The 19,435-nt window shown below is 70.0% G+C and carries 19 protein-coding genes and 1 pseudogene; 13 read left to right on the top strand and 7 right to left on the bottom strand.

The window, feature by feature from the left end:
- Positions 1-5: 5 nt before the first annotated feature.
- Entirely contained in the window at positions 6-785 is a 780-nt protein-coding gene (locus ACOQFR_RS07615) for a uroporphyrinogen-III synthase (protein ID WP_421380318.1), read from the bottom strand.
- Between the two features lie 39 nt (positions 786-824).
- Here ACOQFR_RS07615 and ACOQFR_RS07610 point away from each other — a divergent pair, with 39 nt between their 5' ends.
- From ACOQFR_RS07610 to ACOQFR_RS07590, 5 genes are all read left to right on the top strand, one after another.
- A complete protein-coding gene (locus tag ACOQFR_RS07610) occupies positions 825-1,274 on the top strand; it encodes a YiiD C-terminal domain-containing protein (RefSeq protein WP_421380315.1) in 450 nt (149 codons plus the stop codon).
- 33 nt (positions 1,275-1,307) lie between these two features.
- Entirely contained in the window at positions 1,308-1,727 is a 420-nt protein-coding gene (locus ACOQFR_RS07605; protein WP_421380312.1) for a hypothetical protein, read from the top strand.
- A 69-nt stretch (positions 1,728-1,796) separates the two neighbouring features.
- Positions 1,797-2,228, top strand: a complete 432-nt coding sequence (locus ACOQFR_RS07600; RefSeq protein WP_421380309.1) for a rhodanese-like domain-containing protein — start codon at positions 1,797-1,799, stop codon at positions 2,226-2,228.
- A 63-nt stretch (positions 2,229-2,291) separates the two neighbouring features.
- Entirely contained in the window at positions 2,292-2,786 is a 495-nt protein-coding gene (gene secB / locus ACOQFR_RS07595) for a protein-export chaperone SecB (protein WP_421380306.1), read from the top strand.
- Positions 2,787-2,802: 16 nt separating this feature from the next.
- Positions 2,803-3,834 (top strand): NAD(P)H-dependent glycerol-3-phosphate dehydrogenase, encoded by a 1,032-nt coding sequence (locus tag ACOQFR_RS07590; protein WP_421380303.1) that lies wholly within the window; start codon positions 2,803-2,805, stop codon positions 3,832-3,834.
- A gap of 35 nt (positions 3,835-3,869) precedes the next feature.
- Here ACOQFR_RS07590 and ACOQFR_RS07585 read toward each other — a convergent pair whose 3' ends face one another.
- The 5 genes from ACOQFR_RS07585 to ACOQFR_RS07565 all read right to left on the bottom strand — a co-directional run bounded on the left by ACOQFR_RS07585 (position 3,870) and on the right by ACOQFR_RS07565 (position 6,948).
- Entirely contained in the window at positions 3,870-4,427 is a 558-nt protein-coding gene (locus ACOQFR_RS07585; RefSeq protein ID WP_421380300.1) for an outer membrane beta-barrel protein, read from the bottom strand.
- Positions 4,428-4,597: 170 nt separating this feature from the next.
- Entirely contained in the window at positions 4,598-5,146 is a 549-nt protein-coding gene (locus tag ACOQFR_RS07580; protein WP_421380297.1) for a diffusible signal factor-reguated Ax21 faimly protein, read from the bottom strand.
- A 117-nt stretch (positions 5,147-5,263) separates the two neighbouring features.
- A complete protein-coding gene (locus ACOQFR_RS07575) occupies positions 5,264-5,737 on the bottom strand; it encodes a tRNA (cytidine(34)-2'-O)-methyltransferase (protein WP_421380294.1) in 474 nt (157 codons plus the stop codon).
- 18 nt (positions 5,738-5,755) lie between these two features.
- A complete protein-coding gene (locus ACOQFR_RS07570; RefSeq protein ID WP_421380291.1) occupies positions 5,756-5,995 on the bottom strand; it encodes a hypothetical protein in 240 nt (79 codons plus the stop codon).
- A 113-nt stretch (positions 5,996-6,108) separates the two neighbouring features.
- Complete coding sequence (locus ACOQFR_RS07565) at positions 6,109-6,948, bottom strand: hypothetical protein (RefSeq protein WP_421380289.1); 840 nt, start codon at positions 6,946-6,948, stop codon at positions 6,109-6,111.
- A 96-nt stretch (positions 6,949-7,044) separates the two neighbouring features.
- Here ACOQFR_RS07565 and ACOQFR_RS07560 point away from each other — a divergent pair, with 96 nt between their 5' ends.
- The 3 genes and pseudogenes from ACOQFR_RS07560 to ACOQFR_RS07550 all read left to right on the top strand — a co-directional run bounded on the left by ACOQFR_RS07560 (position 7,045) and on the right by ACOQFR_RS07550 (position 11,492).
- Positions 7,045-9,906, top strand: coding sequence for a M16 family metallopeptidase (locus ACOQFR_RS07560; RefSeq protein WP_421380286.1), 2,862 nt, complete (start codon positions 7,045-7,047; stop codon positions 9,904-9,906).
- A 70-nt stretch (positions 9,907-9,976) separates the two neighbouring features.
- Positions 9,977-10,285 (top strand): annotated as a pseudogene (locus ACOQFR_RS07555) (DUF4156 domain-containing protein); the annotation flags it as partial.
- 190 nt (positions 10,286-10,475) lie between these two features.
- Complete coding sequence (locus ACOQFR_RS07550) at positions 10,476-11,492, top strand: 3-oxoacyl-ACP synthase III (protein ID WP_421380284.1); 1,017 nt, start codon at positions 10,476-10,478, stop codon at positions 11,490-11,492.
- A 60-nt stretch (positions 11,493-11,552) separates the two neighbouring features.
- On the opposite strand, the gene ACOQFR_RS07545 is transcribed toward ACOQFR_RS07550, so the two are convergent.
- Positions 11,553-12,605 (bottom strand): ornithine cyclodeaminase, encoded by a 1,053-nt coding sequence (locus ACOQFR_RS07545; RefSeq protein WP_421380282.1) that lies wholly within the window; start codon positions 12,603-12,605, stop codon positions 11,553-11,555.
- 129 nt (positions 12,606-12,734) lie between these two features.
- Here ACOQFR_RS07545 and ACOQFR_RS07540 point away from each other — a divergent pair, with 129 nt between their 5' ends.
- The 5 genes from ACOQFR_RS07540 to oleD all read left to right on the top strand — a co-directional run bounded on the left by ACOQFR_RS07540 (position 12,735) and on the right by oleD (position 19,421).
- Positions 12,735-13,154: an Lrp/AsnC family transcriptional regulator gene (locus ACOQFR_RS07540; RefSeq protein WP_421380280.1), complete on the top strand. Its 420-nt coding sequence runs from the start codon at positions 12,735-12,737 to the stop codon at positions 13,152-13,154.
- Positions 13,155-13,247: 93 nt separating this feature from the next.
- Positions 13,248-15,776, top strand: a complete 2,529-nt coding sequence (locus tag ACOQFR_RS07535; RefSeq protein ID WP_421380278.1) for a TonB-dependent receptor plug domain-containing protein — start codon at positions 13,248-13,250, stop codon at positions 15,774-15,776.
- 53 nt (positions 15,777-15,829) lie between these two features.
- Positions 15,830-16,759, top strand: a complete 930-nt coding sequence (locus ACOQFR_RS07530; protein WP_421380275.1) for an alpha/beta fold hydrolase — start codon at positions 15,830-15,832, stop codon at positions 16,757-16,759.
- A complete protein-coding gene (oleC, locus tag ACOQFR_RS07525) occupies positions 16,756-18,417 on the top strand; it encodes an olefin beta-lactone synthetase (protein WP_421380273.1) in 1,662 nt (553 codons plus the stop codon). The genes ACOQFR_RS07530 and oleC overlap by 4 nt, the downstream gene beginning before the upstream one ends.
- Positions 18,414-19,421, top strand: a complete 1,008-nt coding sequence (gene oleD / locus ACOQFR_RS07520; protein ID WP_421380271.1) for a 2-alkyl-3-oxoalkanoate reductase — start codon at positions 18,414-18,416, stop codon at positions 19,419-19,421. Before oleC ends, oleD begins: the two co-directional genes overlap by 4 nt.
- Positions 19,422-19,435: the final 14 nt, after the last annotated feature.

Below are 19,435 nucleotides of genomic sequence, written 5' to 3'. Positions count from 1 at the left end.
CAATCCTACCGGAAGCGTCCCGCCGCCACATCGCGGGCCAGGGCCTGCAGCAGGTGCGACGGGGCCGCGCCCTCGGCCAGCACGATGGCCGTGAAGCCCAGGGCCGCCAGGCTTGCGGCCAGGCGCGGACTGCTGGCCACCACCGGGCGCAGGCGCCAGCGGGCGCGCGCCGGTTCGGGCAGGCGCGACCACAGGCCGTCGAAGGCCTCGGCGCTGCTGACCAGCAGGGCGCCGCGCTCTTGGAACTGGTCCAGCCGCGCCAGCCGCGTCGCGGTGGGCGCCACCGGTACCCGCCGATAGACCTCGGCCAGGTGCATGCGTGCGCCGCGCTGGGCCAGGGTCTCGGCAATCAGCCCGCGGCCACCCGGGGCGGTGACCAGGCCCACGTCCAGGCCGGCCACGTCCTGCAGTGCCGGCAGGGCCAGCAGGTGTTCGGAATCGCTGCGACCCGGCGGCAGCTCGACATCGTCGACGCCGGCCCGCTGCAGCGCCGCCGCGGTGCCGCTGCCCACCGCCACCCAGCGCTGCCCCGGCTGCGCCTGCAGCGGCGCGTGCAATCGCGCGAACCGCACCGCGGCGGGGCTGGTGAACACCACGCGCGGGCAGGCCAGCGCGGCCGACAGCGCCACGCCTGCATCCACGGCTTCCAGGCGCAGCGTACTGACGGGGAAGGCGCGTGCGCCCAGCGTCGCCGCGGCGCGCCGCACCGGTGCGTGGCTGCCCGAGGGGCGCAGCGAGATGACGTACCATCCCGCCAATACCGGTGGGGACTTCGGCCTGGCCATGGCCGCAGCTTCGCACAGCCACCCTGGAAACGGCAGCGCATGAACCCCCTGGACTTCCTCAACGCCCAATACCGCTCGATGCCGCCCGTGGCCGCGATGCAGATCCAGGCCCTGTCCTGGGACGGCGACGCGCTGCGGCTGCGGGCGCCGATCGCCGCCAACGTCAACGACAAGCACAGCGCCTTCGGCGGCAGCCTGGCCAGCATCATGACCCTGGCCGCCTGGGGCATGCTGACCCTGAAGCTGCAGCAGTGCGGCATCCAGGCCCAGGTGTACGTGGCCGACAGCCACGTGCGCTACCTCAAGCCGCTCTACGCCGACCTGCTGGCCGAGGCCCGGCTCGAGCCCGAGGTGGACTGGGACCACGTCCTGCACAGCTATCGCGACCGCGGCCGTGCCCGCGCCGCCGTGGTGTCCGCGGTGCTGGGCCCGGAAGGCGAGCCGATGGCCACGCTGACCGGGCGTTTCGCGGCCCTGCGCGCCGACTGAGACGCGCGCGGGCCTTTGTGCATAATGGGCCGCATGGACATCCGACCGATTCGATGGCTCGCCCCGGCCCTGGCCGTTCTGCTGATCACCGCCTGCGGTTCGATGGCGGCCAAGCGCACGCCGCGCGAGGAGGCCCTGTACACCTACGTCAGCGCCATCCGCTGGAGCGACTTCGAGGCCGCGGCCAACTTCGTCGACCCGATGGTGCTGGCGGAAAACCCCATCACCGACCTGGAGAAGGAGCGCTTCAAGCAGTTCCAGGTCTCGGGTTACCTGGTGAAGGGCTCGTCCGAGCCATCCGAAGACCGCTACGAGCAGGTCGTTGAAATCCGCCTGGTCAACCGCAATACCCAGGTCGAACGCATCATCACCGACCGCCAGCAGTGGCGCTGGGACGCCGAGGCCAAGCGCTGGTGGCTGATGAGCGGCCTGCCGGACCTCGAGCCGCGCTGAACCGGCTTCTTTGCCCGGGGCGGCGGCGGCGCCCATAATGCCCGCCCCGCTGCCGGAACCCCGCACCCCATGGATCGCCTGTTCGAAGTCGCCCAAGCCAATCCGCTGCTCTCCATTGCCCTGGCCGGCATCACCCTGGCCCTGATCTATACCGAGGTCATGCGGCTGTTCCGCGGCTACAAGGCCGTCACGCCCGCCCAGCTCACCGAACTGATCAACCGCGAGAACGCGCTGGTCGTGGACCTGCGTGCGCAGGCCGATTACGAGAAGGGCCACATCATCGGCGCCCGGCACCTGCTGCCCAGCCAGGTCGAACCCGAAGGCAAGCTGCTGGCCAAGGCCAAGGAGTCGCCGGTGGTGCTGGTGTGCGCGGCGGGGCTGACCGCCTCGGCCAGCGCCGAGAAGCTGGTCAAGGCCGGCTTCAAGCGCGTCAGCGTGCTCGATGGCGGCCTGGGGGCGTGGACCGCCGCCGGCCTGCCGCTGGCCAAGGGCAAGGCCTGATCCGCGACGGCGTGCGATAATCGCCCTCTTTTTCCCACCCACATCGATACCGGAGTTGCCGTAATGGCCGAGCAGAACAATGGCGCCGTCGGCGCCGACCAGGCGCAGTTCGCGATCCAGAAGATCTACGTGCGCGACGTGTCCTTCGAGGTCCCGGGCGCGCCCCAGATCTTCAACGAGCCCGGCCAGCCCAACCTCGAGCTCAACCTCAACCAGAAGGTCGCGCGCGTCGGCGACGGCGTGTTCGAAGTCGCGCTGGGCATCACCCTGACCTGCAAGCTGGCCGACAAGGTGGTCTACCTGGCCGAGATCGAGCAGGCGGGCCTGTTCCAGCTGGCCGGTTTCGACGACCGCACCCTGGACATGATGCTGGGCACCTACTGCCCGAACGTGCTGTTCCCGTACGCGCGCCAGGCCATCGGCGACCTCGTGGCGCAGGGCGGCTTCCCGCCGTTCTACCTGCAGCCGATCAACTTCGAGGCGCTGTACGCCGAAGGCCTGCGCCGACGCGCCGAAGCGGCCCAGGGCGGCGCGCTGCCCGAGGCCGGCAACGCCTGATCCAGGCGCGGCGCCGATGAGCACCGCCAAGCCGTCCATCGCCGTGCTCGGGACCGGGTCCTGGGGCACGGCGCTGGCGTCGTTGATTGCCCGCAACGGGCATGCGACCACGATCTGGGGCCGCGACGCGGCCCAGGTCGCGTCCATCAACGGGCAACACGAGAACACGCGTTACCTGCCGGGCATCCCGCTGCCCGAGGCGCTGGTGGCCACGGGCGACCTGGCCTCGGCAGTGGCCTCGGCCGACCTGGTGCTGGTGGTCACGCCCAGCCATGCCTTCAGCGAAACCCTGCACGCGCTGGCGCCGCACCGGCGCGCGCAGGCCGGCGTGGCCTGGGCGACCAAGGGTTTCGAGCCCGGCTCGGGGCGCTTCCTGCACGAAGTGGCCGGCGAGGTGCTGGGCGCGGGCGTGCCGCTGGCGGTGGTCACCGGACCGTCGTTCGCCAAGGAAGTGGCGCAGGGGCTGCCGACCGCGGTCACGGTGCATTCGGACGACGAGGACTTCACCACGGCGGTCGCGGCGGCGCTGCACGGGCCCACCTTCCGCGCCTACACGGGCAACGACATGCTGGGCGCCGAGCTGGGCGGCGCGATGAAGAACGTGCTGGCCGTGGCCACCGGCGTCGCCGATGGCATGCAGCTGGGACTGAATGCGCGCGCGGGGCTGATCACGCGCGGCCTGAACGAGATGCTGCGCCTGAATGTCGCGCTGGGCGGACGCGCGGAAACACTGATGGGCCTGGCGGGCCTGGGCGACCTGGTGCTGACCAGCACCGGCGACCTCTCGCGCAACCGCCGGCTGGGCCTGGCGCTGGGTCGCGGGCAGTCGATCAGGGAAGCCGTGGCCGCGATCGGCCAGGTGGTGGAGTCGGTGCAGACCGCCGACGAAGTGATGCGCCTGGGCGACCGCCACGGCATCGAGCTGCCGATCTCGGACCTGGTGCACCGCGTGCTGCACGAGCAGATCACGCCCGTCGAGGGCCTGAAGATGCTGCTGTCGCGCGAACAGAAACCCGAATACCCCGACGGCCTCTTCGAACAACCCTAAGTTCGTAAGTTCGTACCAGGTATGTTTTCTTTGCCTTAGAACGTGGCGCGCAGACCCGCCAGGTACGACTCGCCGCCATCGCCGAACTCGGCTTCGCCGGTGATGCCCCAAGTGTCGGTGAAGCGCCACTGGGCGCCGACCGTGCCGGTGAAGTCACCGCTGTAGTCGCTGCCGTCGTAGTAGTTGGCCTTGATCAGGCCCTCGAAGCGCTCGCTGAACGCGCTGCGCAGGCCCACCGACGTGCGGAAGCCGTCGATCTTGGCCACTTCCAGGTCGTTGCGCTGGTGCGCCAGCTCGCCGATGAAATCGGTGCGGTCGCTCACGCCCAGTGCGTAACCCAGACCGACCTCGTGGCCCTCGGCATCGATGCTGGTGTTGTCGATGTCGGTCTGGTGGTAGCCGGCGAAGCCGTAGAAACCCGACTGCCCGAACTCGTACGAACCGCGCAGGCCGAAGCCGTCGGCATCCAGGCCGCCATCGCCGTCGGTGCTCAGGTAATCACCTTCGATCCAGGTGTAGCTGGGGCCATCCTGGGCCAGCGCCGCGACAGGGAGCAGCGAGGCCAGGGCAAGAACCATCAATGAACGTTTCATGGTGTTTCCTTTTCTACTTTCGGGGGGATGCCCTGCGAACAGGGCAGGCCGAGTATGGAAACCCCACTGCAACCTCCGGTTAACGAGGTGCGCGAGCCTGAACAGGAAAACTTGCGCAAAAAGAAAAAGCCCGGCAAGGGCCGGGCTTTTCCGCAACGCATGCAACAGGATCAGAAGCTGGCGCGGATACCGACCGTGTAGGCCTCGCCACCATCGGCGAACTCGACCTCACCGGTCATGCCCCAGGTCTGGGTCCACTTCCAGTGCAGGCCGGCGGTGCCGGTGAAGTCGCCGTCGATGTCGCTGCCGTCGAAGTAGTTGGCCTTCAGCAGGCCTTCCAGGTTCTCGGTGAACGAGCCGCGGACACCCACGGAAGCGCGGTAGCCGTCGGCGTCGCCGAAGCCCTGCACGTCGGTGTTGACGTAGGCGATCTCGGCGATCAGGTCGGCGTTGTCGGAAATGCCGTGGGCGTAGCCCAGGCCGACGTCGGTGGTGTCGATGTCGATGTTGAAGTCATCGGTCTCGACCTGCGAGTAGCTGCCGAAGCCGTAGAAGTTGGACTCGCCGAACTCGAACGAACCGCGCAGCGCGAAACCGTCGGCGTCGCTGTCGACGTTGACGTAGTCGGCTTCCACGTAGGTGTAGCTCAGCTTGTCGTCGGCCTGGGCCGACAGGGGCAGCAGCGAAGCCAGGGCCAGGGCAATGAGGGAACGCTTCATTTTTCTTATTCCTTTTCGGTGGGGATGGCCCGGAATTCGGCTCCGGGCTGGCGCAAGTATGGGAATCGCACCGTAACGGATCATTAACAAACGACCGAAAACCCCCACCCCCTGTCGTCAGTCATGCCCCGCGGCGCCGACGTAACCCAGCTGCCGCCAGGCCTCGAACACCGCCACCGCCACCGCGTTGGAGAGATTCAGGCTGCGCTGTCCCGGCCGCATCGGCAGGCGCAGGCACTGCTGCGGCGGCAGCGCGTCGAGCACCGAATCGGGAAGTCCGCGCGTCTCGGGCCCGAACAGCAGCGCATCGCCCGGCGCGAAGCGCACGTCCTGCCACGGCTGCGTGGCCCGCGCACTGAAGGCGAACACACGCGGCGAATCAAGCGTCGCCAGGCATTCGGAAAGACTGGCGTGGCGCACCACGCGCGCGGCCTCGTGGTAGTCCAGGCCGGCGCGCCGCAGCCGCGCATCGTCGAGCTCGAAACCCAGCGGTTCGACCAGGTGCAGCCCGGCGCCGGTGTTGGCGCACAGGCGGATCACGTTGCCCGTGTTGGGCGGAATTTCCGGTTCGAACAGGATGACCTGGATCATCCGGCCATTATCGCGGCCTCAGCTGGCGCAGCGCAGCCGGCGCCCGAGGGTGGCGATGTCGCCGGGCACGCGGGCCAGGCCACGCGGGCCGGCCGGCCGCGGATTGCTGCAGTCCAGACCCGGAAGGGCCGCTTCGGCCAGCGCCGCCGGCACCGGCAGCGACACCGGCGAGGCATCGCCGGCGGTGGTGGCCAGCAGGCCCACGGCCAGCAGGGGCAGGGCGAAGAGACTGCGGTGGAGCTGGGTGGACAGGCGCATGGCGAATTCCGGCGTGGTCGGATAAGCCTGGTCAGCAGGAACCGTGCCAAGCCCTCACGCTTTGATAATCAGACACTTGCGGCGCGCCGCAGGCTGTCCGCCGCTGTCCGCGATCAGCCCCGGACGCGGCAGCCGGACAGGGCCAGGTCCTGGAAGGCCTGCCACTGCTGCTCGGTGGCGGCCCGGGCCGGCCGCGGGAAATCGATGCGTGCCGCCAGCTGCGAGCGGCCATCGTCCTCGCGCAGGTTGCTCAGGCCCTCGAAGCGGAGCAGCCGACGGCTCTCGCGGCCGTAAGCCACGTCGATATGCGGCGCCACCCAGCCCAGCACGCCGCCCAGCCGCAGCCGGAACACGTCCGCTGCCTCGCCGGCGTGCGTGGCCTGCCCGACCCGGCTGAGCTTGAACCCCAGGCTTTCCAGCCGCGACGGCACCGCGAAGCGCAGCGGCACCGACTTGCCGGCGCTCAGTGCCGCCCATTGCCCGCGGATGAATTCGTCGAAGCCCGCATCCGCCACCAGCCGGGCGCGGGCATCGTCCAGCGCCGCGCTGCGTTCCTTGCGGCCGGCGCCCTCGCGCACCCACACCGTGCCGGCATCGCCGCGTCGCCGCAGACCTTCGCCGTAACCCAGGCGCGCATCTTCCAGGCTGAACTCCGGGGCCTGCACCGAGTCACGGTAGTCCACCCGCTTGCGCGCGAAGGCGGTGCCGTCGGCGCAGCGGTAAAGCACGAGGCGCTCGCGCGGCTGGCCGTCCACTCGTCGCACCAGGTGCTGTTCGCGATACAGAAGTGCGTTGCTTTCGGGGTCGCGGGCCAGGCCTTCCTCGAAACTCAGGGCGGCATGGGCCGGGCTGGCGACCAGCCCCAGGGCAAGGCAGACCGCGATCGCAAGGCCCGACCACGGCCGCGCCTGGCCATTGATCGGGAAGGAATTTCCGCGGGTTTTTGTAGGCATGTGCCGACTATGGCCTTTGGCCTAGTGTATGGCCCGTCAAGGCAGGCTAGGATTCGGGTCCCCCGGCATCGCCGGCTGTCCCTGCAAGGTATCCGAATGATCTCGATCCGCCGTCCGCGCGCCACCGCGCTTGCCCTGGCCCTGGGCCTCGTCTTCGCCGGCACCTCGCCGCTGCATGCCACCGACGCCATCGCCAAGGAACAGGCCGCCCGGGCCGACATCGCCTTCGAGCAGTTCACCCTGCCCAACGGCCTGCGCGTGATCGTGCACACCGACCGCAAGGCGCCCATCGTCGCGGTCAACATCTGGTACCACGTGGGCTCGAAGAACGAGCTGCCGGGCCGCACCGGCTTCGCGCACCTGTTCGAGCACCTGATGTTCCAGGGCAGCGAGAACCATCCGACCGAATTCTTCGCGCCCTTCGAGCTGGTCGGCGCCACCGACCAGAACGGCACCACCAACCAGGACCGCACCAACTACTTCCAGAACGTGCCCACCACCGCGCTCGACATGGCGCTGTGGATGGAGTCCGACCGCATGGGCCACTTCATCAACTACGTCACCCCGGCCCTGCTCGACGAGCAGCGCGGCGTGGTGCAGAACGAGAAGCGCCAGGGCGAGAACCAGCCCTACGGCCAGTTCTACGAGCGCCTGCTCAAGGCCTCCTACCCCAAGGGCCATCCCTACAGCTGGACCACCATCGGCTCGATGAGCGACCTCAACGCCGCCTCGCCCGATGACGTCAAGCGCTTCTTCCAGACCTGGTACGGCCCCAACAACGCCGTTCTGGTGCTGGCCGGCGACATCGACCTGGCCACCGCCAAGGAAAAGGTCGCCAAGTACTTCGGCGACATCCCGGCCGGCCCGACCATGGCCCAGCCCAAGGTGGATCCGGCGCCGCGCACCGCGTCCACGCGCGAGACCATGACCGACCGCGTGCCGCAGACCCGCGTCTACCGCGCCTGGAACACGGCCGAGTACGGCCAGGCCGACGTCGAACGCCTGCAGCTGCTGGCCCAGGTGCTGGGCGGCTCGCGCTCCTCGCGCCTGGACAAGCGCCTGGTGTTCAACGACAAGCTGGCCGACAACGTGTCCGCCGGCGCCTGGTCCAACCTGCTCGGCGGCCTGTTCTTCATCCAGGTGGACGTGAAGCAGGGCGTGGACGTGGCCACCGTCGAGGCCGCGCTGGACGAAGAGCTGCGCAAGCTGATCAGCGAAGGCCCGACCGCGAGCGAGCTCGAGCAGGCGCGCACCGTCTACAAGGCCGGCTTCATCCGCGGCATCGAGCGCATCGGCGGCTTCGGCGGCAAGGCCGACGCCCTGGCCGAGTGCGCCGTCTACACCGGCGACCCGGGCTGCTTCCGCGAAAGCCTGGACGTGCTCGAGCAGGCCACCGCGGCCGACGTGGTGGCGGCCGGCAAGCGCTGGCTGTCGCGCGGCGACCACACCATCGTCGTGAACCCGGGAGAGCGCGTGGCCACGGTCGAGGAAGAATCCAAGACCCATCCGGACATGGCGCCGGTGCCGGCGGCCGATCCGAAGTACACCACCACGCCCAGCACGGTGGACCGCAGCAAGGGCGTGCCGCAGACCACCGAGTTCCCCGCGCTGAGCTTCCCCGAACTGCAGCGCGCCACGCTCAGCAACGGCATCAAGGTCATCCTGGCCGAGCGCAACACGATCCCGGTGGTGGCCATGAGCCTGGAGCTGCCGGGCGGCTATTCGGCCGACCTGGGCCGCAAGCTGGGCACGTCCAGCTTCACCTTCGGCATGCTCGACGAAGGCGCGGGCGACCTCGACGCCCTGGCCTTCGGTGACCGCGCCGAAAAGCTGGGCGCCAACCTGGCCGCCGGTGCCGCGCTCGACGGTGGCAATGCCTACCTGTCGGCGCTGAAGGAAAACCTCGATGAGTCGGTGGCGCTGTTCGCGCAGATGCTGCGTGCGCCGCGCTTCGACGACAAGGAAATCGAGCGCGTGCGCCAGAGCTGGATCGCCGGCATCAAGCAGGAGAAGGCGCGTCCGAACTCGGCCTCGCAGCGCATCCTGCCGCCGCTGCTGTACGGAGCGGGCCATCCCTACGCCATTCCGTTCACCGGCTCGGGCACCGAGGCCTCCATCGCCTCGCTGACCCGCGACGACCTGGTGGCCTTCCACAAGGCCTGGGTGCGTCCGGAAGGCGCCACCCTGATCGTCACCGGCGACACCACCCTGGCCGAGATCGTGCCGGTGCTCGAGAAGCACCTGGGCGACTGGAAGGGCGAAGGTCCGGCGCCGGCGCCGATCGCGGTGCCCACCGTGGCCCTGCCGTCCAAGCCCAGCGTTTACCTGGTGGACCAGCCGGGCGCGATCCAGGCCACGATCTTCGTCGGCCAGCTGGCCCCGTCCACGATGGATGCCAAGGCCACCGAGCTGGAGATCGCCAATTCCGTGCTGGGCGGTGAGTTCACTTCGCGCCTGAACATGAACCTGCGCGAGGACAAGCGCTGGGCCTACGGCAGCTACAGCTTCCTGCAGGGCGCGAAGGGACAGCGTCCGTGGGGCGCGTTCGCCAACGTGCAGATCGACAAGACCAGCGAGTCGATCGCCGAGCTCAAGCGCGAGATCACGGCCTTCGCCGATGGCAGCGAGCCGGCCACGGCCGAGGAAGTGGCCAAGATCCAGGCCACCGAGATCCGCAGCCTGCCCGGTTCCTTCGAGACGGCGAGTTCGGTGATGGGCGCCATCGGCGGCATCGTCCGCTTCAACCGCCCCGACGACTACGTGGTGCAGCGCCGCGCGAAGATCGAAGCGCTGACCCCGGCGGTCGTGCAGGCCCAGGCCGGCACCATCAAGCCCGAGGCCCTGACCTGGGTGATCGTGGGCGACCTGTCCAAGATCGAGGCCGGCATCCGCGGCCTCAACCTGGGCGAAGTGAAGGTGGTGGACGCCGACGGCCAGCCGGTGGCCCCGAAGCCGTAACCGCCCGGCTCATTGCGGGTTCAGCACGGCCGGGGCGACAATCCCGGCCGTGTTCTTTTTGGAGCAACCGATGCGAACCCTTGCGCTGGCCGTGCTGCTGATCCCCCTCGTCTCCGCCTGCACCTGGGTGAAGATGGCCCCCGGCGGCGCCGAGGTCCGCGTGGTCCGCGCCGACCAGTCCCTGGGCAGCTGCCAGCTCAAGGGCGAAGTGGCCGTATCGGTGAAGAACAGCGTCGGCTTCTACGAGCGCAACGACCTCAAGGTGCGCGACGAGCTGGAAACCCTGGCCCGCAACGAGGCCCCCAGCCTGGGCGCCGACACCATCCAGCCCAAGGGCGAACCCCTGGACGGCGAGCAGCGTTTCCAGGCCTACCGCTGCGGCACGGCGGTGGCCCCGGCCCGCAACACCGGCCCCAGCACGCGCGAAACCGCCGAGGGCACGGTCGAGACCTTCCCCATCGAAGACTGAGGCCCCGGCCCCGGTTCTTCACGCCGGCCCCCGGCCCAAGTGGAGCCGGGGCGCCGAAACGGGTAACCTTCGTGGGTTTCCGCCAAGGTCAACCCTGCCCATGTTGTTCCAGCACGTCTCCATCGCCGGCCTTGCGCACATCGATGCGCCGCACCGCCTGAGCTCGGCCGACATCAATGCCCAGCTCAAGCCCACCATGGACCGGCTGGGCATCAAGACCGATGTGCTGCAGGACATCGCCGGCATCTACGCCCGCCGCCTCTGGGACGACGAGACCCAGGCCAGCGACGCCGCCACCCTGGCGGCCGAGAAGGCCCTGGCCGACGCCGGCATCGACCGCAGCAAGATCGGCCTGCTGGTCAACACCTCGGTCAGTCGCGACTTCCTGGAGCCGTCCACCGCCTCCATCGTCTCGGGCAACCTGGGCATGGGCGAGAACTGCCAGAACTTCGACGTGGCCAATGCCTGCCTGGCCTTCCTCAACGGCATGGACATCGCCAGCCGCATGATCGAGCGCGGCGAGATCGAATACGCCCTGGTCGTGGACGGCGAGACCGCCAACCTGGCCTACAAGAAGACGCTCGAGCGCATGGCCTCCCCGGAAGTGACCGAGGAGCAGTTCCGCAACGAGCTGGCCACCCTCACCCTGGGCTGCGGCGCCGCGGCGATGGTGCTCTCGCGCGCCGAACTCACGCCCGATGCCCCGCGCTACCGCGGCGGCGTTACCAAGGCCGCCACGCAGTGGAACACCCTGTGCCGCGGCAACCTCGACCGCATGGTCACCGACACCCGCATGCTGCTGATCGAAGGCCTGAAGCTGGCCACGGCCACCTTCGGCGCCGCGCGCCAAGCCCTGGGCTGGGTGGTCGAGGAGCTGGACGAATTCGTCATCCACCAGGTGTCGCAGGTGCACACCCAGGCCTTCATCAAGGCCTTCGGCATCGACCCGAAGAAGGTGCTGACCATCTTCGCCGAGCACGGCAACATCGGCCCGGCCTCGGTGCCGATCGTGCTGAGCAAGCTCAAGGAAATGGGCCGCCTGAAGAAGGGCGACCGCGTGGCCCTGCTGGGCATCGGCTCGGGCCTGAACTGCTCGATGGCCGAGGTGGTCTGGTAAGCCAGCGCCTCCACCGGCATGCAGCAAGGCCCGCTTCGGCGGGCCTTGTCGTTTCCGGCCTCAGGCGGCCTGGCGTCGCGCCGGCGCCGACGGTGCGGCCAGCTCGCCGAACAGGTCCTTCGGGTCGCGCAGCGCGGGCACCAGGTGCGCCTCGTGGCCCAGGCCCAGTTCGCGGGCGCAGTCGCGCACCAGGCGCAGCGCCGAAAAATCCTCCAGCGCGAAGCCGACCGAATCAAACAGCGTGACTTCGGCGGCATTGCGGCGGCCCGCCGCCTGCACCGTCAGCACGCGCCAGAGTTCGGTCACCGGGAAGTCGGCCGGCATCTGCTGCACTTCGCCCTCGATCCGCGACTGCGGCTCGAACTCGACGAACACCGCCGCCTGCGCCACCACGGCCGCGGCCAGCTCGGTCTTGCCGGGGCAGTCGCCGCCGACGCCGTTGATGTGCATGCCCGGCTCGATCATCTCCGGGGTCAGGATGTCGGCATTGGCCTTGTCGGCGGTGACGGTGGTGACGATGTCGGCCCCGCGCACGGCCTGGGCCACGCTGGCGCTGCGAACCACGCGCAAGGTGGGGGCGGCAGTGGCCAGGTTGCGCACCAGCTTGTCGGTGGCGGCAAGGTCCACGTCATACACGCGGATTTCGTCGATGCCCATCAGATGGTGGAAGGCCAGCGCCTGGAACTCGCTCTGCGCGCCGTTGCCGATCAGGGCCATGCTGCGCGAATCCTTACGCGCCAGCAGCCGCGCCGCCATTACCGAGGTGGCGGCGGTGCGCAGCGCGGTGGTCAGCGTCAGCTCGCTGATCAGGCTGGGCATGCCGGTGTCCATGTCGGCCAGCACGCCGAAGGCCACCACCGTGGACAGACCCAGGCGGGTGTTGCCCGGGTGGCCGTTGACGTACTTGAAGCTGTACTCGCGCGCGTCGGCCACCGGCATCAGCTCGATCACGCCCAGCGGAGAATGCGCCGCGGCCCGCGGGCTCTTGTCGAACTCGGGCCAGCGCCGGAAATCGGCCTCCAGATAGTCCACCAGGCGGGCCAGCAGGGTCGGCAGGCCGTAGGTCGCGACGATGCGGGTCAGGTCCTGGGTGGTGAGCTGGGTCATGGCCATGGCGGGGCTCCGGATTCGGTGGACGGTGTGGCCATTGTCCGTACCGGGCCGTCAGTGCGAAACGGCAACAATGCAGCGTATGCGCCAGAAAGCTGCTAAATAGTCAGTACGAAATGCCGGATTGCGCAGATGGATGACCTCGACCACCGCCTGATCGCCAAACTGCGCCACGACGCCCGCGCGCCGGTCGCCGACCTGGCCATCGCCCTGGGTGTCTCGCGCGGCACCATCACCAACCGCATGGCCCGGCTGCAGCGCGACGGCGTGATCGCCGGCTACACCGTGCGCCTGCGCCCGGATGCCACCCCGGACGAGATCCACGCCTGGACCTCGCTGGCGGTGGAGGGCAACCAGCACCACGTGATCCGCGCCCTGCTCGGCGAGCCCGGCGTCTTTGCGCTGCACGACACCAACGGCCGCTGGGACCTGCTGGCCGAGCTGCGCGTGGGCAGCCTGGCCGACCTGTCCGGCACGCTCGAGCGCATCCGCCGCATCCCCGGGGTCAGCGCCACCGAAACCAGCGTGCACCTGCAGACGTTCCGCGGCTGATCCCGCCCGGGGCGGGCCGGGCGCCCTTGCCAAACAAACTAAAACGCTTGTAAAAGATTCCGGAGGCCGCCGTTTACGGCCCGGGAGTCCCCTGTGATCCGATCGCGCGCCCTGCCCCTCGCCCTGCGCCGCAGCCTGCTGGCGCTGTCTCCGCTGGCCGCCACGGCCGCCCTTGCGGCCCCCGGCCCGACCGCGGCCGCGGAGGGCGACGTGGGCCTCGACGCCGTCAAGGTCACCGGTTCACGCCTGGCCCGGGGCACGCCCGAAGGCGCGACGCCCCTGTGGGTGATCGACCGCGAGGCAATCGATGCCAGCGGCGATTTTTCCGTGGCCGATCTCCTGCGCGACCTGCCCCTGGCCACGACCGGAAATTTCCGGCCCCAGTCCGGAAGCACCGCCCAGTCGCTGGCCACGGTGGACCTGCGCGGCCTCGGGCCCAACCGCACTCTGGTGCTGGTGGACGGCCGGCGCGCGCCGACCAACCCGATGAGCGCGTCCTTCGGCGCCGACCTCAACGCCATTCCGCTGTCGGCGGTGGAGCGCATCGAAATACTGGCCGACGGCGCGTCCGCGATCTACGGCGCCGATGCGATCGGCGGCGTGGTCAACATCATCCTGCGCCGCGACTTCGAAGGCGCGCAGCTGCGCTACGGCCGCGGCTGGAGCGAAGCCGAGGGCGGCGACACCGAGGAGATGTCGATGCTGATGGGCGGCGGCAGCGAGCGCACCCGCCTGGTCGCCGGCGCCTCGGCCTCGCGGCGCGGCATTGTGTTTACCCGCGACCAGATCGGCGGCGCCGTGCGCGGCGTGGGCCTGTACGGCAACAACTACTACGACTGGAGTACCGGCAGTGCGCGCGCCGTGCCCGGCTTCGACTGCAGCCAGGGCGCGTTCTACGTGCAGGACAACGGGCTGTGCGGCTTCGACTTCAACCAGGTCGCGGCCAACGAGGCCAAGCTCAGCCGGGTGGGACTCGACGTTCGCGCCGACCACCAGATCAACGATCGCTGGAATCTTTATTCCAGCGCCAGCCTGACCCGGGTCGAAAGCTTCGGCCGCTATGCCCCCACGCCGGGACTGCTGGTGGTGGACGACGGCAGCCCCAACGACGTGGATCCCACCGACGGCCTTCCCACCTATTTTTTCCACCGCTTTGCCGCGGCGGGCAACCGCGACGAATTCACCGAGGCCAGCAACCTGGACTTCGTGCTCGGCTTCCAGGGCCAGCTCACCGACCGCGTGCAGATCGACGTGGGCCTGCGCCGCGCCGACTACCGGTTCGTGTCGCTGGGTCGCGGCTACATCGTTTCCGACATCGCCAACGAGGCCGCCAACTCCGGCCGCTACGACCTCTCCGATCCCTACGGCGCCGACCCGTCGCTGCTGTCCAGCCTGCAGGCCACGCTGAGCACGGATGCGCGCTGGCGCAGCGACGAGATCCATGCGACCGCCGAAGTTGACCTGTTCGACCTCGGCGGCGGCCGCTCGCGCGCCGTGTTCGGCGCCGAGCACCGGCGCGGCACCTACTACAGTCGCTTCGACTCGCTGTCGGAGGCCGGCGCGATCCTCGGCACCGCCGGCAACTCTTCCGGCGGCGACCGCGACGTGGACGCGGTGTTCTTCGAGTGGCTGCTGCCGTTCGTGAGCAGCTTCGACCTCAGCCTGGCCGGCCGCTACGACGACTACAGCGACTACGGCCAGGAGTTCTCGCCCCGGGTGGCGCTGCGCTGGCAGCCGCTGGATCCGCTCACCTTCCGTGCGTCCTGGGGCCAGGGCTTCGTGGCGCCGGGCCTGGACATCCTGACCCAGGCCCCGACCTTCTCGGCCGAACCGATTTCCGATCCCGCCACCTGCCTCGCCCTGGGCGCCCCGTCCAACTGCCAGACCCAGGTGGACACGGTCACGCTGGCCAACCCGGACCTCGGCTCGGAACGCGCCGAGCACGCCAGCCTGGGCCTGAGCTACGACGCCACCGCCTGGATGAGCCTGGGCGTGGACTACCACCGCGTCCGCGTGGACGACCGCATCTCGAAGTTCACGCCGCAGGAGGTGGTGGTTTTCGCCGCCAATCCAGGCCTGTACGGCCCGCTGCCGGCCGGCCTGGGCGTGGACCGTGGACCCGATGGCCGGATCCAGCGCATCACGTCCGGCTACGTCAATCGGGGCCGGGTCGAGACCGACGGAGTGGACCTGCGTATCGGCCTGGATTTCGGCCTGGGCGACTGGGGCGCGCTGGACAGCCAACTGGCCGTGTCGCACGTGCTGGACTACACGATAGACAGCGGCCTGGGGCGCTTCGACCTGCTGGGCCGGCCGGGCTACCCGGACCTGCGCGCCGCGCTGTCCAACACCTGGCGCCTCGGCGATGTGTCGGTGACCTGGAACGTCAACCATATCGGCGACCACGGTGGCGACAGCGGCAGCGCGCGCATCGGCAGCTACGCCACCCACGACCTGCAGCTGACGTGGCGGGCCCCATGGGACGGCCGCATCACGCTGGGCGCCACCAACCTGGGCGACCGCCATCCCGCGCAGGTGCCCTACGACGGGCGGCCCTACAACTTCTATCTGTACGACGGCTACGGGCGAACGACTTACCTGCGTTACACCCAGGCCTTCTGATCCCGGGGCGGACAGGGCGGGCACCGGCGCAGGGTCGGGTAGAATCCCCGCCCATGACTGCCAGCCCCCTCAGCGCCGAACAGGCGCGTGTCCTCGCCAAGGGTCCGTTCCCGGACTATCCGTTCACCCCCAAGGCCTTCGTGCATCCCAACGGCCTGACCCAGAGCTATCTGGACGAGGGCGAGGGCGACCCGATCGTGATGCTGCACGGCAACCCCTCGTGGAGCTACTACTGGCGCCACCTGGTGCTGGCCCTGCGCGGCGACTACCGCTGCATCGTGCCCGACCACATCGGCATGGGCCTGTCGGACAAGCCGGCCGACAAGGACTACGGCTACACGCTGCGCAACCGCGTGCAGGACCTGGACCGGCTGCTGGATTCGCTGAACCTGGGCGACGACATCACCCTGGCCGTGCACGACTGGGGCGGCATGGTCGGCTTCGGCTGGGCGCTCAAGCACGCCGCGCGCGTGAAGCGCCTGGTCATCCTCAACACCGCGGCCTTCCCGCTGCCGGCCGACAAGCCCCTGCCCTGGCAGCTCAAGCTGGGCCGCAACTGGGGCCTGGGCGAATGGCTGATCCGCGGCGCCAATGCCTTCGCCGCCGGCGCCACCCGCGACGGCGTGGTGTCGCCGATGCCGGACGACGTCAAGCGCGCCTTCCTGGCGCCCTACGACAGCTGGGCCAACCGCATCTCGACCGTGCGCTTCGTGCAGGACATCCCGCTCAAGGACGGCGACCGCGCCTGGGACCTCGTCGAGGAGGCCGGCCGCCGCCTGCCCGACTTCGCCAACCGGCCCACCTTCATCGGCTGGGGCCTGCGCGATTTCGTGTTCGACCACCATTTCCTGAAGGTGTTCGAAGCCACGCTGCCCCGGGCCGAGAAGCAGATCTACGACGATGCCGGGCACTACGTGCTGGAGGACAAGCACGCCGTTCTGGTGCCGCGCATCCGCGACTTCCTGGACCGCAACCTGCTGTGAACGCCGGCAACATCGCGGCGGCGCTGCCGCGACTGGCGGCGGAAGCGCCCGACCGGATCGCGATGCGCTGCCCCGGGACGCGCGGGCCCGACGGCTACGCGCGCTATGACCTGACCCTGAGCTACCGCGAGCTGGATGCGCGATCGGATGCGATCGCCGCCGGCCTGGGCCGGCACGGCATCGCCCGCGGCGATCGCGTGGCGCTGATGGTGCGGCCCTCGCCGGAGTTCTTCCTGCTGATGTTCGCGCTGTTCAAGCGCGGCGCGGTGCCGGTGCTGGTGGATCCGGGCATCGACCGGCGCGCGCTGCGGCAGTGCCTGGACGAGGCGCAGCCCCAGGCCTTCATCGGCATTCCGCTGGCGCACGCGGCGCGCGTTCTGCTGCGCTGGGCGCGCAGTGCGCGGGTCCTGGTCACGGTCGGACGGCGCTGGTTCTGGGGCGGCGTGGACCTGGCGGCGGTGGAGGCGGCCGGTGCCGGCGCCGGTCCGCAGCTGGCCGACACGCAGGGCGACGAGGTCGCGGCGATCCTGTTCACCTCCGGATCCACCGGCGTGCCCAAGGGCGTGGTGTATCGGCACCGTCATTTCGTGGCGCAGGTGGCGCTGCTGCGCGAGGCCTTCGGCATCCAGCCCGGCGGCGTGGACCTTCCGACCTTCCCGCCGTTCGCGCTGTTCGATCCGGCGCTGGGCCTGAGCTCGATCATCCCCGACATGGACCCGACGCGGCCGGCCAAGGCCGATCCGCGCAAGCTGGTGAAGGCGATGCAGGACTTCGGCGTGGACCAGCTGTTCGGTTCGCCGGCGCTGATGCGCGTGCTGGCCGGGCACGGCGCGCCGCTGCCCGGACTGCGTCGCGTCACGTCGGCCGGCGCGCCGGTGCCGGCCGACGTGGTGGCGCGCATGCGCGCGCTGCTGCCTTCCGATGCGCAGTTCTGGACGCCTTACGGCGCCACCGAATGCCTGCCGGTGGCGGTGATCGAGGGCCGCGAGCTGGAATCCACCCGCGAGGCCACCGAGCAGGGCGCCGGCACCTGCGTGGGGCGGCCGGTGCCGCCCAACGAGGTGCGCATCATCGCCATCACCGACGAGGCCATCGCCGACTGGGGACAGGCCCGGGTGCTGGGTGCCGAGGCGATCGGCGAGATCACCGTGGCCGGGCCCACCGCCACCGACGAATACTTCAACCGGCCCCAGGCCACCGCGCTGGCCAAGATCCGCGAGACCCTGGCCGACGGCAGCACCCGCATCGTGCACCGCATGGGCGACCTGGGGCGTTTCGATGCGCAGGGCCGGCTGTGGTTCTGCGGGCGCAAGAGCCATCGCGTGCGCACGGCCGAAGGCGGCCTGTACACCGAGCAGGTCGAGCCGGTGTTCAACGTGCATCCCGAGGTGCTGCGCACCGCCCTGGTCGGCGTGGGCGAGCCGGGCCAACAGCGGCCGGTGCTGTGCGTGGAAATGCGCCCGGGCCTGCCGCGCGGCGAGCACGCGCGCGTGCTGGCCGAACTGCGGAAGCTGGGGCAGGGCTTCGTGCACACCGCGCGCATCGAAACCTTCCTGGTGCACCCGGGCTTCCCCGTGGACATCCGCCACAACGCCAAGATCACCCGCGAGATCCTTGCGCCCTGGGCCGACCGACGCTGCCGGGACGGTGCCGCATGAAAGTGCTGGTGACCGGTGGCGCGGGTTTCCTCGGGCAGGCGCTGTGCGCGGGCCTGGTGGCCCAGGGGCATGAGGTGACCAGCTTCCAGCGCAGCCACTCGACTGCGCTGGACGCGATGGGCGTGCGCCAGGTGCGCGGCGATCTGGCCGACGCGGCCGCGGTGACGGCGGCGTTCGCGGGGCAGCAGGCCATCTTCCACAACGCCGCCAAGGCCGGTGCCTGGGGCAGCTACGACAGCTATTTCCAGGCCAACGTGGTCGGCACACGCAACGTGCTGGCGGCGATGCGCCAGCACGGCATTCCGACCCTGGTCTACACCTCCACGCCCAGCGTGACCCACAGCGGCCGCACGCCGGTGGAAGGCGGCAATGAAGCCGATACGCCCTACGGCCACGGTTTCAAGGCGCCCTACCCGGCCACCAAGCTGGTGGCCGAGCGCGAGGTGCTGGCGGCCAACGACGCGACCCTGGCCACGGTGGCGCTGCGCCCGCGGCTGATCTGGGGGCCGGGCGACACCCAGCTGCTGCCGCGCCTGGCCGAGCGCGCGCGTGCGGGCCGGCTGCGTTTCATCGACGGCGGCCACAACCGCATGGACACCACCTACATCGACAATGCGGCGCAGGCGCACCTGGATGCGTTCGCGGCGCTGCGCCCGGGCGCGGCCTGCGCCGGGCGCGCGTATTTCATTTCCAACGGCGAACCGCGGCCGGTGCGCCAGATCGTCAACGACATGCTGGCCGCGGCCGGCGTGCCGCCAGTCACCGGCGAAGTGCCGTACGCGGTGGCGTACGCGGCCGGTGCGCTGCTCGAGCCGGTCTGGAAACTGCTGCGGCTGGGCGGCGAGCCGCCGATGACCCGGTTCCTGGCCGAGCAGCTGTCCACGCCGCACTGGTATGACATCTCCGCGGCCGCGCGCGATTTCGGCTACCTGCCGCGCGTGTCCACCGCCGAGGGACTGCAGCGCCTGGCCCGCTGGTGGCACGACCCGGCGCGACCGGCCTGAACCGCGGGCCCGGC

It is taken from the genome of Arenimonas sp. MALMAid1274, from assembly GCF_049195245.1.
In the GTDB taxonomy this organism is placed as follows: Bacteria; Pseudomonadota; Gammaproteobacteria; order Xanthomonadales; family Xanthomonadaceae; genus Arenimonas.
Note: the sequence above shows the minus strand (reverse complement) of the source record. Positions and strands in the feature narration are given on the sequence as shown.

Coding starts and splice junctions, on each gene's coding strand:
- ACOQFR_RS07615 (WP_421380318.1), bottom strand. CDS start 785: ATGGCCAGGCCGAAGTCCCCACCGGTATTGGCGGGATGGTACGTCATC.
- ACOQFR_RS07610 (WP_421380315.1), top strand. CDS start 825: ATGAACCCCCTGGACTTCCTCAACGCCCAATACCGCTCGATGCCGCCC.
- ACOQFR_RS07605 (WP_421380312.1), top strand. CDS start 1,308: ATGGACATCCGACCGATTCGATGGCTCGCCCCGGCCCTGGCCGTTCTG.
- ACOQFR_RS07600 (WP_421380309.1), top strand. CDS start 1,797: ATGGATCGCCTGTTCGAAGTCGCCCAAGCCAATCCGCTGCTCTCCATT.
- secB (WP_421380306.1), top strand. CDS start 2,292: ATGGCCGAGCAGAACAATGGCGCCGTCGGCGCCGACCAGGCGCAGTTC.
- ACOQFR_RS07590 (WP_421380303.1), top strand. CDS start 2,803: ATGAGCACCGCCAAGCCGTCCATCGCCGTGCTCGGGACCGGGTCCTGG.
- ACOQFR_RS07585 (WP_421380300.1), bottom strand. CDS start 4,427: ATGAAACGTTCATTGATGGTTCTTGCCCTGGCCTCGCTGCTCCCTGTC.
- ACOQFR_RS07580 (WP_421380297.1), bottom strand. CDS start 5,146: ATGAAGCGTTCCCTCATTGCCCTGGCCCTGGCTTCGCTGCTGCCCCTG.
- ACOQFR_RS07575 (WP_421380294.1), bottom strand. CDS start 5,737: ATGATCCAGGTCATCCTGTTCGAACCGGAAATTCCGCCCAACACGGGC.
- ACOQFR_RS07570 (WP_421380291.1), bottom strand. CDS start 5,995: ATGCGCCTGTCCACCCAGCTCCACCGCAGTCTCTTCGCCCTGCCCCTG.
- ACOQFR_RS07565 (WP_421380289.1), bottom strand. CDS start 6,948: ATGCCTACAAAAACCCGCGGAAATTCCTTCCCGATCAATGGCCAGGCG.
- ACOQFR_RS07560 (WP_421380286.1), top strand. CDS start 7,045: ATGATCTCGATCCGCCGTCCGCGCGCCACCGCGCTTGCCCTGGCCCTG.
- ACOQFR_RS07550 (WP_421380284.1), top strand. CDS start 10,476: ATGTTGTTCCAGCACGTCTCCATCGCCGGCCTTGCGCACATCGATGCG.
- ACOQFR_RS07545 (WP_421380282.1), bottom strand. CDS start 12,605: ATGGCCATGACCCAGCTCACCACCCAGGACCTGACCCGCATCGTCGCG.
- ACOQFR_RS07540 (WP_421380280.1), top strand. CDS start 12,735: ATGGATGACCTCGACCACCGCCTGATCGCCAAACTGCGCCACGACGCC.
- ACOQFR_RS07530 (WP_421380275.1), top strand. CDS start 15,830: ATGACTGCCAGCCCCCTCAGCGCCGAACAGGCGCGTGTCCTCGCCAAG.
- oleD (WP_421380271.1), top strand. CDS start 18,414: ATGAAAGTGCTGGTGACCGGTGGCGCGGGTTTCCTCGGGCAGGCGCTG.